General features: G+C 73.1%; 9 protein-coding genes and 2 tRNA genes. 3 read left to right on the top strand and 8 right to left on the bottom strand.

The features are described 5' to 3' along the window. Positions 1-10: 10 nt before the first annotated feature. Entirely contained in the window at positions 11-268 is a 258-nt protein-coding gene (locus WME98_RS27900; protein ID WP_061628518.1) for a hypothetical protein, read from the bottom strand. A gap of 435 nt (positions 269-703) precedes the next feature. Between WME98_RS27900 and WME98_RS27895 the strand changes: the two genes are divergently transcribed. Continuing rightward, complete coding sequence (locus WME98_RS27895) at positions 704-973, top strand: hypothetical protein (protein ID WP_437944748.1); 270 nt, start codon at positions 704-706, stop codon at positions 971-973. A 72-nt stretch (positions 974-1,045) separates the two neighbouring features. On the opposite strand, the gene WME98_RS27890 is transcribed toward WME98_RS27895, so the two are convergent. The 6 genes from WME98_RS27890 to WME98_RS27865 all read right to left on the bottom strand — a co-directional run bounded on the left by WME98_RS27890 (position 1,046) and on the right by WME98_RS27865 (position 10,768). Continuing rightward, positions 1,046-2,911, bottom strand: a complete 1,866-nt coding sequence (locus tag WME98_RS27890) for a protein kinase domain-containing protein (RefSeq protein WP_437944746.1) — start codon at positions 2,909-2,911, stop codon at positions 1,046-1,048. Positions 2,912-3,020: 109 nt separating this feature from the next. Beyond that, positions 3,021-5,006, bottom strand: a complete 1,986-nt coding sequence (locus WME98_RS27885; protein ID WP_437944744.1) for a globin family protein — start codon at positions 5,004-5,006, stop codon at positions 3,021-3,023. Between the two features lie 985 nt (positions 5,007-5,991). Beyond that, a tRNA-Met gene (locus tag WME98_RS27880) sits at positions 5,992-6,065 on the bottom strand. A 264-nt stretch (positions 6,066-6,329) separates the two neighbouring features. Further along, a complete protein-coding gene (locus WME98_RS27875) occupies positions 6,330-7,850 on the bottom strand; it encodes a pectate lyase family protein (RefSeq protein WP_437944742.1) in 1,521 nt (506 codons plus the stop codon). Between the two features lie 410 nt (positions 7,851-8,260). Beyond that, a tRNA-Met gene (locus WME98_RS27870) sits at positions 8,261-8,337 on the bottom strand. 115 nt (positions 8,338-8,452) lie between these two features. After that, positions 8,453-10,768, bottom strand: coding sequence for an ATP-binding domain-containing protein (locus WME98_RS27865; protein ID WP_437944740.1), 2,316 nt, complete (start codon positions 10,766-10,768; stop codon positions 8,453-8,455). Positions 10,769-11,054: 286 nt separating this feature from the next. On the opposite strand from WME98_RS27865, the gene WME98_RS27860 reads away from it, so the two are divergent. Both WME98_RS27860 and WME98_RS27855 read left to right on the top strand, forming a co-directional pair. Then, positions 11,055-11,561 carry a hypothetical protein gene (locus WME98_RS27860; protein ID WP_061624997.1) on the top strand — a complete coding sequence of 169 codons (507 nt, stop codon included), beginning with the start codon at positions 11,055-11,057 and terminating at the stop codon, positions 11,559-11,561. Positions 11,562-11,852: 291 nt separating this feature from the next. Next, positions 11,853-12,950 (top strand): GHMP family kinase ATP-binding protein, encoded by a 1,098-nt coding sequence (locus tag WME98_RS27855; RefSeq protein ID WP_437944738.1) that lies wholly within the window; start codon positions 11,853-11,855, stop codon positions 12,948-12,950. 31 nt (positions 12,951-12,981) lie between these two features. Here the strand turns inward: WME98_RS27855 and WME98_RS27850 are convergent, their stop codons facing one another. After that, complete coding sequence (locus WME98_RS27850; protein WP_437944736.1) at positions 12,982-13,791, bottom strand: aminoglycoside phosphotransferase family protein; 810 nt, start codon at positions 13,789-13,791, stop codon at positions 12,982-12,984. Between the last annotated feature and the right edge of the window lie 23 nt (positions 13,792-13,814).

Genomic DNA, 13,814 nt, shown 5'->3' with positions numbered 1-13,814 from the left:
GACGAGGCTCTCAGTCGATATTGATGGGGAGGCGGTCATCGCCGTCGAGGACGGCGTGGTAGCGCGTGATGGCGTCGCTGAGCCCGTCGATGTGATGGAGGACGACGTCGACGGCGTAGATGCGAGGGCAGAGCGGATCGGGATCGTCCGGGTAGCTCGCGGTGAGCGCGTCGCGGGCGAGCGCGAAGGCAACGACGAGGACGGCGACGGCGCTGCCCTCGTCGTCGCCGCGCCGCGCGTCCTCCTCGGTCAAGGGGGCGGCGTTCATCCGGCCTCCTCGGCGTCCAGTTGCAGGATGCGGCTCAGGACATCGCGCCCGACGAGCTTGCGTTTTTTATGGAGGCGCGGAGACCGGCCGTGGCGAGTCGGTCGGTGTCGCGCAGGCTGCCAGCGGCCGCCTCGTGCAGCGATCGCGATCGCGTCCGAGGTGAAGAGCTCTTCCGCCCGTCGAGGACGTCGGTGACGTGGGGATACTCCTCGTAGACCTGCGCGGGGGATTTGCCGAAGAGCGCTGCGTGCGGTGTGCGGTGCGTCGTACGGGCGGGCGAGGATCAGGGTGGTGCCGAGTCGCTCGCACGCAAGGTGCAAGGTGTGCCCGCGGTAGGACGCCGGCGCGCTCTTCTGGAACCCACGCTTCCACGAGGTCCGCGCCGATCACCGCGCCCCCACCGGAAAGAAGCTCGAGCGGCTGGAGGACTACTTCGTGCGCACGCGCGCCGACGCCGAGCACTGGATCCTGCCCGGCCGCACCACCCTGGCCGACGTCGCCATGGCGTTCGCCCTGGAGACCGTCATGCCCGTGCATACCGGCCTCGTGAAGGAGTTCCCGGAGCTGCTCCGCGCGACGACGGCGTTCTTCGCGGCCGGCCGCGTCCGCGAGTACGCGCGCAGCGATCGGCGGCCCCGCACGTGGACCGTCCCGATGGCCGCCTTCGGCGGGAAACCGGAGGAGACCCACCAGTGGACCGACTGAGGTCCGGCGGGGCGGAGACGCCGCCGGCGCCCTCGACCAGCCCGGCTGCGACGGCTCGCCGCGGCGCGCGGCTCAGCCGCGGAGCAGGGCCATGGCCGCGTCGGCGGTGAGGTAGCTCTTGCTCTTCATGCCGAGGCGGATCGACGACAGGCTCACCTCGGACTCGCCCTGGAGCGCCGCGAGCGTCAGCGCGTTGTGGCAATAGATGTTGATGAGCTTCGGGCTGCCGCCGCTCCTCGCGTGCAAGAGCTGCTGCGACGCGAGGTCCAGCTTGAGCCCCCGCCCGCTCCCGCCGACCGACCGCATCCTGAAGTCGATGTACTCGATCATCTCCTGCTGCGTCATGCCGGGCAAAAGGAGCGATTGCGCGCCGGTGTAGAGCTCGCGCGGCACGCCGTTCGACGCGAGCGTCGCAGGCAGATCGGGGGCGCCCACCAGGATCATCGACAGCCGGCCCAGGGGGGCGCAGCGGAGGATGTCGTGGAGCTCCATCAGGAGGTCGTGATCCTCCGGATCGACGCCGTCGATGACCAGGACCGCGATCGCGTCCGGCCCGGCGCGGAGGAGCGCCTGACCGAGGAACGCGTCGACAAGGAACTGCTGGCTCAGGGTCGGAGAGATGGCCGTCGCCCCCACCTGCCTGCACAGCGACACGAGAGGCCGCGTCCCGAAGAGCAGCTGCGGCTCGATCGTGAAGACCTGGATGCGAGGGACCTTGTTCTTGATCATCTCGCACACGAACGTCCGGCCGCTCCCGGGCTCGCCCACGAGGATCGCAGGGCGCTGCCCGGCCACGATCTGCGACGCCAGGGTCCTCAGGATCCAGGCATACGGGCCCGCATCCCAGAAGAAGCTCGGCTGCCGGATGTCGCTGAACGGATACCCGGTCAGCCCGAAATGGTCGCGGTAGCTGTACTGGCCGGTGAAATGCCCGAGCGCGGTCGAGCTGCTCACCAGGATCGTGCCCGTCGGCGTCGCGACCGAGCCCTTGGGCGCCGGCGGCAGCTCGCTCACCCGCGTGTCGGAGAGCTCCATCGTGGAGAGCAGGCTCGGGCGCTTGGGCTCCGGCAGCTCCCGCGGCCGCACGCTGCTGCGCCGGAGCATCAGCATGTCCTCGAGGAACGCCACGATGTGCCCGGCGGACGGCCGCTCCTGGGGCCGCTTCGCCATGCAGCGGCGCAGGAGCTCCGCGAGGAGCGGATCGATGTCCGGCATCGCCAGCTTCGGATCCGGGACCGGAGCGTGGCAGTGCGCCTGGAAGCAGCCGGCGAGATCCCGCGCCGAGTACGGCGTCCGGCCGACCAGCAGATGGTAAAAGGTGCAGCCGAGGCTGTAGATGTCGGACGGGGGCGCGATCTCCTGCCCGGTCCACTGCTCCGGGCTCATGTAGAACGGCGTGCCCTCCAGCGAGCGGGAGGCGCTGGCGCTGCCGAGCGGGCCGCTCTCCGGGTGCGACGCGAGGCCGAAATCCGCGATCTTGAGCGTCCCCGACGCGTTGAGGAGGAGGTTCGCGGGCTTGATGTCGCGGTGGGAGATGCCGAACGAGGCCGCGAGCTCGAGCGCCGCCGCGGCCTCGCGCATCTTCTCGATCCCGAACTGCTCCGGCAAGCGTCCGCCTTGCTGCTTGGCCGCCTGCGCCATGGTCAGGCCGTGGACGTACTCCATGGCGATGTAACGGACGTCCTCGTCCTCGCCGACCTGGAAGATCTGCACCACGTTCGGGTGGAGGAGGCGCGCCGCCGCCCGCGCCTCGCGCAGGAAGCGGTCGCGCCGGTCGGGATCCGTGTCCGCGCTCCCCTTCGCGATGATCTTCACCGCCACGTCGCGCTGGAGGACGGTGTCCCGGGCCAGGTAGACGGCGCCCATCGCGCCGATGCCGAGCAGCTGGATCAGCTGGAAGGGGCCCAGCCACTGTCCCGCCAGGTGGGTCAGCGTCATCGCAGGATCCGCGATCATCGGAGAGTTATTCCCATCTTGACATCAAACCCCTGCGCTCGCCCGGCGCATGCGTCGGCCCGAGGTCACCGGTGATCACCCGCGCGCGGGCTCACAGCCGGCCCCCGCCCGGCCCCGCGTCGCTCCGCGCCCGGCCCCGCCCCAGGAGGTGGCCCATCGTGAAGGCGGAGAGGACCAGGACCGTGACGATGATCGGCACGGCGTAGGTCGCGAGGGACGCGACGGTGGTCGACGCCCGGTCCGCCGCGGCGCCCGCGCCGGCCGCGGCCCGGTCGGGCCCGCCCACCGTGAGCAGGATGGCCGTGGCCATCGAGGCGGCGATCGAGAGCAACCCGATCGCGAGGCCGGCGACGAGGCCGCTCGGCCCGGTCGGCTCCTGCGCGACCGGCGCGGCGGGGGCCACGACCGGCGCAGCGGCGGGGACCGTCACGAGCGGGCCGTCCAGCTTGACCTGGACCTGGAGGACCATGTCCTGCCCCGACAACGGGACGACGAGCCCCTGCGGGCTCGCCGGCACGCCGGCGGCGGGCCTCGGGCCCCGGGGCGCCTCGTGGTCGATGCCGCTGCTGGCCAGGGCCTCGTGGGCCGGGTTCGTCTGGTAGTGCAGCGTGTCGGCGTCCTCGTCGATCGGGCTCCTCGGGCGCTTCTTCTGCGGCATCACCTCCGTCACGCTCTGCGGCGCGGGCGCCCGCGGCTCCGACATCGGCGGCCGCTGCGGGCGCTCGCGGGCCGGCGCCGCGTCGGCCTTGCCCGGGGCCCCGCCGCCGGCGACGTGCTCGGCGGCCGCCTTCTTCATGACGTCGGCGATGACACCGTAGACGTCCTTCCACGCCGTCTCGACGTCGCGCGTGAAGCCGTCGCCCAGCCCCTCGCGCAGCGTCCAGAGCAGCGCCTCGCCCACCAGGTCGTAGTGGCGATCGACGACCATGTACCCGTGGTGCCGGACGCCGAGCGCCTGGAGCACGGGCACGAGCCTGTTGAGGTTGCTCAGCCCGTCGACGGCCACCGCGAGCGTCTGCATGAGCTTCTTCTTCTGCTCGGCCATGTCGTTCTTGAAGAGCGGCCGCACCGACGGATCGAGCTCGAAGAGGCGGTCGTAGAAGAGCGCCGACGCCGCGTCCGAGATCGGCATCACCTTCGCCCACGAGCGCTGCACGAGCTCAATGGTGCGCGGGGTGATCGGCGCGCCCGCGCTCGGGCCCGCTGCCGCCGGCGCGGCTGCCGGTGGAACCGGGGGCGGCTCGCCCTGCCACGGCGGGACGACCCCGACCAGCGTCCGCGCGGCCTGGGCCGACGAGGGCGGCGGCACCGACTTCGGCCGATGCACCGGGTCCGCGGCGCCCAGGCGCGCCGCGGGGCCCGGCGCCGGCGGGGCGTTGCCCCGGGCGGCGTCCCGCCCGCCCGGCGCGGGCGTCGGCGGGAGCGCCTGCGTGGTGCCCACGGCCGCGTGCGCCGCGGCGGCCTTCTTCATGACGTCGGCGACGACGCCGTAGACCTCTTTCCACGCCGCCTCGACGTCGCTCGAGAAGGCGTCGCCGAGCCCCTCGCGCAGCGTCCAGAGCAGCGCCTCGCCCACGACATCGTAATGGCGCTCGGCCACCATATAGCCCTGGTGGCGGACGCCGAGCGCCTGGAGCACGGTCACGAGCTTCGGCAGGTTGTTCAGCCCGTCGACGGCCACCGCGAGCATCTGCATGAGCTTCTTCTTCTGCTCGGCCATGTCGTTTTTGAAGAGCGGCCGCACGGACGGATCCAGCGTGAACAGCCGCTCATAGAACAGGGACGCCGCGGCATCGGAGATGGGCATCACCTTCGCCCAGGACCACTGCACGAGCTCGATGGTGCGCGCGCTCAGGAGCTCGGCTGGCGGCGCGGTGCGGGCGGCCTTGTTCAGGAAATCCGGGGCGCCGTAGGCCCCCGGCCCTCGCTGGGTGGCGGGCCCGGCCGACGCTGCGGGCAACGCGCGCGCCGCGGGCGCGGGCGCGCTGACCCCGCGTTGCGGCTTCGCGGCATCCCCCGGCGTCGCGGAGCCGCGCGTGTTGGTCGGGGGTGCGAAGGGATCGTTCGGTTTGGCCATCGTGAGTTGTCCGCTGGGGGTTACCGGGATTGCATCGGTGGGTTGCGCGCTGTGGCGCGCGCATTCAGAGCGCAGGAGCTGCCGCTACCGCCATCCTACATCAGGGAGCCGGCGCCTGCCTACGGCGCGACGAGGACCGCGGGGCGACGAGGACCGTGGCGCGACGAGGCCGTGGCGCGACGAGGACGGCGCCGCCGGCGGGGGTGCGCGACGCGGCGCCCGGTCCGCGCGCGTCGCGCCGACGAGGGGAGCGGAGGTGACGTGCCGCCCGGCGGCCAGCGCGCCGCAGTCCCGCCGTCCCGGCGCAGGACCGCGGTGAACTGCCGGCCGGGCCTGCCGGCGGCGGACGGAACGTCGCCGACGGCGCCGCTGGGCCCTCGCGCGACGGTGCCGCACCTCACGCGGGCCGTTGCTGCGTGCTGGACCATAGGCGAGCTCGGACCTAGCGAGCAGGGCGACGGCCTGCAACCGCTCGCCGGCGAGGCCTGGGCTCCAGAAGGCGCGAGGTGCTGCGCGGCGCCCGAGAGCACCCGTGCGGGCGCGAACAACGCCTCGAGTTGCGCCCGACGGGCGATAACGAATGAGGAGAGAAAACCCTGGCGGGCACGCAGGTGGCCGATGAAAAGCTACCCCATCGCCTGGTGCGGCGAGCGAGCGCGCATACGACACGTCGTGGGCGCTGAGGGAGAGCTGACCTGGGAACCGAGCTCATTGCGAGCAGCGTGTGGTCGCGCATCACCACGCTCGCGCGGCGCGCGCCGGGGAGATGTCGCCGTCGCCTGAGGTGACGGCTCTCAAGCCCGATCTCGAAGCCGATGCCCTGGGCGAGCGGTCCTCCCCCGCTTCCGCGGACCGTTTCACGATGCCGCGGCCGCAGTCACGGGTGCTCTCGACGGCAGCGTCCCAGAAACGGCGAAGCCCCAGTCTTTCGACCGAGGCTCCGTTCCATCGCTTCGCGAGGTATCGCGTGGTTCACGCGAACCAGTTGCGCGGGCGGGATTTGAACCCACGACCTTCGGGTTATGAGCCCGACGAGCTACCAGGCTGCTCCACCGCGCGGGAGGGAATGTACTCACGGCCCTGCGCAGGTCAAGGATTCTCTCACGGCACACGTCGCGGCCCCTGCCGTGGCGATCGCGCTGCAGCCCCTCAGGCTGGCTGACGGTACGCCGAGCAGGCTCATCGTTGGGGTATCGCGGGCACCGCGGGCGTGCTCGACGCCGAAGCAGCGCTCGCCTGGACTCGTGGAACGCGCCCGGGTCGAGGGACGAGAGGCCGATCCCGACGGCTCCTGCTGGCCGGACGCGCCCTCGCAGGCGGGGCTCACGGCACGAGCGAGCTCAGATACTCCTCGAGGTTCGTGTAGCCGTCGCCGTCGCGGTCTCCGTTCCGATCGTCCCCGTTCGCCGGGTCGAGATCTCGTGCGCTCTCCCAGGCGTCCGGCATGCCGTCCCGGTCGGCGTCGCGCGGAGCGCTGCCGCCGGGCAGGGCGCCGACACCGTTCGCGAAGCCGAGGCTCGATTCGTTGCTGATCGTCGCGCCCCGCTCGCCGAGCGACGCCAGCTCGTCGAGCACGTAGCGATCCGCCTCGTCGCGGTGGATCGACGCTCCGGCGTGCGCGCTGACATACGCGTACGCCTCTTGCGCGGTCATGGCGGGCACGTCGGGGAACTCGACGGAAGGCGCGTCGAGCCAGGTGACCGTGCCGAAGTCGCCCTTGCCGAGGAGCCTGCCGTCGAGCGTGCCGTCCTTGTCGCTGTCGTAGTAATTGCCGTCGGCGTGGAGATTGTACGCGGGAGTGGGGCTATCCAGCGTGCCGCCTCTCGTCTCCGGGCCGGCGATGAAGTAGTTGCCCAGCATCGAGCCGTCCGAGCGGCCGCTGGTGTCGCCCAGGATGTAGCCGGACACGACCCAGTTGTAGACCACGTTGTTGACGAACTGCAGCGTGCCGCGCGCCTTCGGGTTGCGCGAGTTGTTGTCGATGTAGAGCGACCGGATGATCGACGTGCCGGCGGTGTTCACCAGGCCGCCCGTGCTGTGCGACTGGAGCCCTTGCGCGACGATCGAGTCCTGAAGGGTCAAGTTGTAGAGCTCGGCGCCGCTCTCCTTGTTGAGATCGAACGTGCCGTCGCGCCCCCAGCTGAGCGAGCAGTGGTCCCAGATCACGTCGTGCCCGTTCGCCATGGTCACGGTGTCCTTGCCCGAATCGCCCCCGGCGCCCATGCGGAAGCGGACGAAGCGTACGACGGTGTTCGACGCGCCGGAAAACGAGGTGCCATTGCCGTAGATGGTGATACCGCCGCCCGGGGCCGTTTGACCCGCGATCGTCTGGTTGCTCTTGAACACCAGGCGCGACGAGATCTCGATCACGCCGCCGACGTCGAACACGACCGTTCGGTTCGGCTGGCTGATCGCGTCGCGCAGCGAGCCCGCGCCGGAGTCGTTCAGGTTCGTGACGTGCACGACGTCGCCGCCGCGCCCGCCGACGGCGTGCCGCCCGAACCCTTGAGCCCCCGGAAATGCGAGCACTTCGCCGCTCGGTGGCGCCCCGCCGCTGCCGGCACCGGAAGCCGCAGGGCTCCCGCCGGCAGAGGCGCCGTCGCCTGACGAGCCGCCGCTGCCGGCGACGGTCGCCCCGCCACCCCCCGCGGCACCACCGCCCGACGCGACGCCGGCGATCGCGCTCGATCCGCCTCCGCCGCCCACGGATCCTGCACCGCCGTCCCCCGGCGCTCCAGCCGCGCCCGAGCCCGGGGGGCTGCCACCGCTGTCGCCGCACGCGGGCGTGACGAGCGCCGCGAGCACGAGGAGAACAGCTGGGGTCGTGCTCGAGGCACGGAGCATGACCCCACGCGAACGATCGCTGAGTCGCTTCATCGGCACCCTCCACGTGTCAGAGCCACGGGTCCGCCGCCGGTCGTTCGTGGTGAGAACGGGTCGCCCCCGGCCAGCGCACCAGACGGCACGGGAGTGAGGAGCGCGCGGGCAGCGGCAGAGGCGCCGTGGTCCATGTCGGACCTAGTTGCGCGAGGGAGCGTGCACCCGTCACGAATCGTCAGGTCTCAAGGACGATTGACGCGCCGCCGCGCCACGACGGCGGCAACCGCAAGGTGCGGCCAGCGCGGTACGAGGCGACCTCGCGCCGAGCCCCCTGATCCCTTCGACGCGAGCGTGCGAAGAATCGCGGAGCGCGGACAGCAAAAAGCCCCGGGGGATAACCACCGGGGCTGCTTGGGTTGGTCCTCAGGACCGTTTGGTTGCGCGGGCGGGATTTGAACCCACGACCTTCGGGTTATGAGCCCGACGAGCTACCAGGCTGCTCCACCGCGCGAGAGGGAATCTACTCGCGGCCCCCTGAAGGTCAAGGATTCTCTCACAGCGCCATGTCGATTGTGTCGAGCTCGCCTCCGAGCCGGTTAGCCCCGGCTCCGCGGCGCCGGCCGGCCTCAGCCCAGCCAGTCCGGCAGGAGCGGCGACGGCGCCGTCGTCGACACCACCCAGAGCTGGTGCGCCGCGCGCGTCGCGCCGATGTGGAGCAGGTGCCGCGACTCGTCGTCCGCCGGGTAGGTCGACGCGTTCACGTCGACGAGCACCACGTAGTCGTACTCCAGCCCCTTCACCTGCCGGATCTCCGTCACCTCGACGCCGGGGCGGAACGCGAACTCGTAGGCGCGCACGCGCCGGAGGTTCGGGATCTCCGCCATCCTGAGGGCGTCGTAATAGACGTCCGCCTGCTCGGGGTGGCGCGCCAGGATCGCCAGCGTCGCGCGGGGCTCGCGGGCGAACAGCGGGCGGATCGCGTCGGCCAGGAACGCGACGGCGGCGCCGGCGCTCGGGAAATGGTGGTGCTCGACCGGCGCGCCGCTGCGCGGCGCGAGCGGCGGCGTCGGATCCGCGAGTGGGCCGAGCACCGCGCGGGCGAACGCGAGCACCTCGCGCGTGGAGCGGTACGCGATGCGCAGCGGCTCGACGTCGACCCGCGACAGGCCGAGGTCGTCGAGCGTCGCGCGCCAGTCGCGGAAGCCCGAGTCCATGAAGAGCCGCTGCGCCGTGTCGCCCGCCAGCGTCACGCTGCGCGGCTCGGCCACCACGCCGAGCAGCACCGCGAGGTCGATCGGCGCGAGATCCTGCGCCTCGTCCACGAAGAGGTGCTCGTAGGTGAGCACGTTCTTGCCCTTGCGGAGCTCGCCCCGGAGCAGCTGGTACGCCCGCAGGAGGAGCGCGTCGTCCTCGGGGTCGAGCACCGCGCGGTCGTCGCTCGAGACCTCGCGCGCGTCGGCGCCGCGCTCGTCGTCGCCGTCGTCCGCGGGCTCGTCGGCCATCGCCGCCTTGCGCTCGGCGCGATCGCCGGGGTCGAGATCGAGCACGGCAGGGCAGCGATCCGCGCACCAGCGCCACGCGCGCTTCACCTGCTCCGGGCCGAACTCCGGGTCCCCCGCCGCCTCGAAGGCGGCCAGCGCCCGGTCGAGATCGGTGAGCAGGTCCGCCCAGAACGCGAGGGTGCCGCGCGAGTCGCGGCGCGCCCGCGCGTCGTCCTTGAGCTCCGACGCGCGCTGCTCGAGGAGGTGCAGCATCGCCGGGTGGGTCTTGTACCGGGTCACGACCGAGGGCGTGTTCTCCTCGACCGGCGCCTCGAGCCACGGGAACGCGCGCTTCCTGGCCGCGCGCGCCCACTCGGAGAACGTCTCCACCGCGATGCCGCCCAGGCCGAGCGCGGGGAGCGCCTCGCTGATGTACGCGCGGAGCGCCGGGCTGCCGACGATGACGAGCATCTTGTCGGCGGTGAAGCGGCGGCCGCCGTTGTACGCGAGGAAGGCGAGCCGGTGGACGCCGATCGTCGTCTTGCCGCTGCCGGCGCCGCCCTGGATGACCACGATGCCGCCGTCCGGCTTCGAGATGAGCTCGAACTGCCGCGGGTCGAGGAGCGCGGCGATCTCGGGCAGGTGCCGGTCCTCGCGCGCGTGGAACGCCGCCCCGGTCCCGAGCCCGCCGCGCGCGCCGGCCGCGAGCGCGATGTCGCGCATGTCCTCGGGGCGCACCGCGCTGCCCTGGCCGCCGGCGAGCTCGGTCGCCCGCGTCGCGATCTCGCGGAAGCCCGAGGGCCCCCGCACGAACGTCCCCTGCGGCGCCGCGATGCGGTAGAGCTCGCCGTCGTCGATGGTCACGGTGCGCCGCACGAGCACAGTGCCCTCGACCTCGCGCTCGCCGAAGGTCTCCTCGTACTCCGCGCCCTCCTCGTAGCGGTAGTAGATCTGGCTGACCGGGGCGTGGCGCCAGTCGACGATCCGCACCCCCGCGCTCGCGTCGACGAGCGTCGTGCGCCCGATGAGCACGTCGCGCTCGGGACGGCCCTTCTCCCGCAGGCGCAGGTGGCCGAAGTAGGGCGACTTCGGATCGACGGGCTCGACGACGTTCTCGTTCCGCCGCGCGGCGATCCCTTGCAGGCGCTCCATCTGCTGCACCAGCGCCGGCACGTCCTCGAGCCGCGCCGCCGCGATCTGATCGCGCAGCGAGAGGAGCTGCTCCTCGTAGTTCTCGATGGGCGGCGGCCGCGACGGCTTGGCCGCGGCGGTGGCGAGGTGCGCGGTCACGCGGGCGAGCAGGGCCTCCTCCTCGCGCACGATCGCCTCGCCCTTCGCGCTCAGCCCGGCGCCGGGCGCGCCGGCTGCGGGCTGGGCGGACGTGGTCACGACGGTGGCCGAGGTCGGCGCGGTGGACTGCTCTTCGGTGGGCGTGGGGCTCGTAGAACGATTCGCGGTCACGGGAATGCCGGTGCGGTGAGGATCAGGTGACAGGCTGAGCGACAGCGCCAGCGCGCCGGACATCCGTCGAGGCCCGCTGGCGCAGGAGGGTCGGACCTATTGACCGATCCGGCCCAGCTCCGCAACCGCCGCGTGGGGCCCCCCACCTGGTCGGCGCTCCGGCGCGCCGGCGGCGGCCGTGCAAGCGCCTTCGCGGCGTAACGCGCCCTGCGTCCGCGGGTGGATCCGCCGAGGGCGGTGGCGTTCTGGATTGAGGTCGCGTGGGTGAACACCGTAAAAGGCAGCGATGCAAAACTGCGCGACCCGGTCCGACCGGCTCCTCGAGCTGATCCTCTTCTCGCTGCGCGATCGCGGGGCGCTCTGCGCGCTGGTCCTCGCCGCCTACCGCGCCGAGCTGACCAGCCTGCTCGATCGCGTCTCCGCGAGCTCGATCGGGGACGATGAGGAGCGGGACGTCGCGTCGTCGTTCGTCCAGAAGGGTCGCGCAGGCGGCGCCGGGGCGCGCGGGCGCGCCGGGGCGCGCCGCGCGGAGCCCCGGATCAGCGAGGAGGACGCGTTCCTCGTCTACGATCTCGCCGGGTGCATCGCCGAGGCGGCGTCCGCGGCCCGCCTCCCGGTCGTCCGCCGCGACGCGCTCGCGCTGCGCGAGAAGGCGGCCGAGGTGCACGCCGGGGGCGAGCGCGCTGAGCGGGAGATGTTCGCGGCCGGCCTCAGGGTCATCGAGCGGATCCTCGACGCGGCGCGCGCGCAGCCCGCGCCCCGGGACGAGCCGGCGAGCAAGGACCTGAACTGAGCGCGGCCGGCGGGCGGCGGCGCGCCGCTCCCGCGATCTCCGTCCACGACCGAGCCGCACCAGGGCCGCGCGGGCGCGTGCCCCTCTGGACGACGGCGCTCGAGGGCCGCGGCTCGCTCCCTGCTCGGGCGCGGGCGTGCGTGCACGCCGGGCGCTCCATCGCTGGCTCGCTCCCTGCACCGGGAGCCGCCGCGGGCGCTCCACCTCGGTCCCTGGGCTCCTCTCGCGTCCCGTCGGGTCGCGCCCGCGCCGAGGCGTTGCGCGTTGAAGCGTTGAAGCGTTGAAGACGACATGAGCACCCCCTGCGCCGGCTCCCTCCTCGCGCCGCGAGCGCTGCGAACCCCGCTCTGGCGCGCGGCCGCAAGCGCCCCGATGCGCGTCTCCTTCGCCGGAGGCGGCAGCGATCTGCCCGGCGTCGCCCTGCTGGACGGCGGGCGCGTCGTGGGCGCGGCGCTCGATCTGCGCGTCCGCGTGGTCGTGGAGCCGTTCGATCGGGGCTGGGTGCGGATGGAGCTCGCCTCGCGCGGCCAGAGGCCGCCTGGTTGGGGCGCCGAGGCCGCCGAGGCCGGCGCGCCGCGCGTGCTCACGCGGCGCCGCACGGATCCCCCGCGCGACGATCTCGCGTTCCGGCTGATCGAGGCGACGCTCGCCGCGACGGGCGTGGGCGACGGGGTCGCGCTCCGGGTCGAGACCGAGATGTCGCCCGGCGCTGGGCTCGGAGGCAGCGCGTCCGCGGCGGTGGCGGCGCTGTTCGCGCTGCGCGCCTCGGTGGGCGAGGTCGCCTCGCCGGAGGAGCTCTCGCGCGAGGCGGTCGCGATCGAGCGCGAGCGCCTGGGCAACGCGTGCGGCGCGCAGGATCAGGTGTTCGCGGCGTTCGGCGGGCTGCTCGATCTCGCCTTCGACGCCCGGGGCTGCTCGGGGGTGCGGCGGCTCGCGATCGGCAGCCCGGAGCTCGTGCCGGCGCTCTCGGCCGGGCTCTTGCTGGTGGACACGGCGGTGCGGCGCGTGTCCGGCGAGGTGCTGGATCGGGTGGACGCCGGCGCGGCGTGCGGGGCCAAGGGCGAGCTCGTCGCGGCGGCCGGCGACGTCGCGCGCGGGTTCGAGATCGGCTCGCTCGCGCTGGTGCTCTCGGGCATGCGCCGCGGGGCGGCGGCCAAGGTGCGGCTGTCGGAGGCGGCGAGCGCCATCGCGGTCGCCATGCGGCAGAGGCTCGACGGCCTGGGGGTCGAGGTGCTCCGGATGTGCGGCGCGGGCGGGGGCGGGCACATCCTGATCTGGGCGCCGGCGGAGCGGCACGCGCGGATCCTGGAGGAGCTCGGGCCGTGTCTGGTGCGGCGGCCCGCGCTGGGGGCGGCGGGGGTGCGGCTCGATCCCGAACCCGCGGCGTGAGCTGCCGAGCTGCCCGGCCGGCGCGTTGCCTCTATCGATCCAGCTCCGCGGCCGAGAGCTCCGCCACGCGCAGGTCGATGTCGGGCGAGTCGCCGTCCCCCAGGAACCACGCCGCGGACAGGCCGGTCCACGCGAGGATCCAGCGCAGCAGGCGCGTCCGTTCGAGGCCGGCCGCATGGGCCACGATCTCCAGCCGTCGGGCGAACCGGCCGGGCTCCGTCGCGACCGGGCGGGTGGGATCGGCCAGGTCCGGATTGGTGAAGAGGTTGGCGAAGTCGAAGCTTCGTTCGCCCACGAGGTGCTTGGGGTCGATCGCGAGGAAGCCGCGGTCGCCGAAGTCCAGCACGTTGTCGTGGTGCAGATCGCCGTGCAGCACGACGACCTCGCGAGGCTCCGCGAGCAGGGCGCGGGCAGCTTCCAGGCAGCGCACCAGGATGCCGCCGTGGGCCGCGGCGGCGGGCGCGAGCGCCTGGAACCAGCGCGTGAGCGGGACCAGCTCCGGGAGGGGCCGGGCCCTCGGCGCGTGCAGCCGAGCCGCCACGGCGCACAGGATCCGGCATGCCTCGTCGTCCTCTCCGTTGCGCGACATCTCGGCCAGGGATCTCGGCCCCTCGGCGCGCTCGAGCAGGATGGCGTCGCCCTCGCGGGCGAGCACGCGGGCGGCGCCGTCGCCGTCCCACCACTCCATCACGAGGCCCCCGCGGCGCTCTTCCTCGTGCACGGCCAGCTTGAGCATGGCCGGCTCGCCCGCGCGCCGGACCGGCAGCAAGCGTGCGTTCCGGGTGACGATGGGCTCGCCGTCGGGGATGAGGCTCCATCGGCGCAGGTGCGTGTCGAACATCCGCCTCCGTGTGCGCACGAGCG

It is taken from the genome of Sorangium sp. So ce296, from assembly GCF_051529605.1.
In the GTDB taxonomy this organism is placed as follows: domain Bacteria; phylum Myxococcota_A; class Polyangia; order Polyangiales; family Polyangiaceae; genus Sorangium; species Sorangium cellulosum_D.
Note: the sequence above shows the minus strand (reverse complement) of the source record. Positions and strands in the feature narration are given on the sequence as shown.

What these genes read in the sequence shown, in the direction of transcription:
- WME98_RS27900 (WP_061628518.1), bottom strand. Translation starts at nt 268, where the DNA reads ATGAACGCCGCCCCCTTGACCGAGGAGGACGCGCGGCGCGGCGACGAC.
- WME98_RS27890 (WP_437944746.1), bottom strand. Translation starts at nt 2,911, where the DNA reads ATGACGCTGACCCACCTGGCGGGACAGTGGCTGGGCCCCTTCCAGCTG.
- WME98_RS27885 (WP_437944744.1), bottom strand. Translation starts at nt 5,006, where the DNA reads ATGGCCAAACCGAACGATCCCTTCGCACCCCCGACCAACACGCGCGGC.
- WME98_RS27875 (WP_437944742.1), bottom strand. Translation starts at nt 7,850, where the DNA reads ATGCTCCGTGCCTCGAGCACGACCCCAGCTGTTCTCCTCGTGCTCGCG.
- WME98_RS27860 (WP_061624997.1), top strand. Translation starts at nt 11,055, where the DNA reads ATGCAAAACTGCGCGACCCGGTCCGACCGGCTCCTCGAGCTGATCCTC.
- WME98_RS27855 (WP_437944738.1), top strand. Translation starts at nt 11,853, where the DNA reads ATGAGCACCCCCTGCGCCGGCTCCCTCCTCGCGCCGCGAGCGCTGCGA.
- WME98_RS27850 (WP_437944736.1), bottom strand. Translation starts at nt 13,791, where the DNA reads ATGTTCGACACGCACCTGCGCCGATGGAGCCTCATCCCCGACGGCGAG.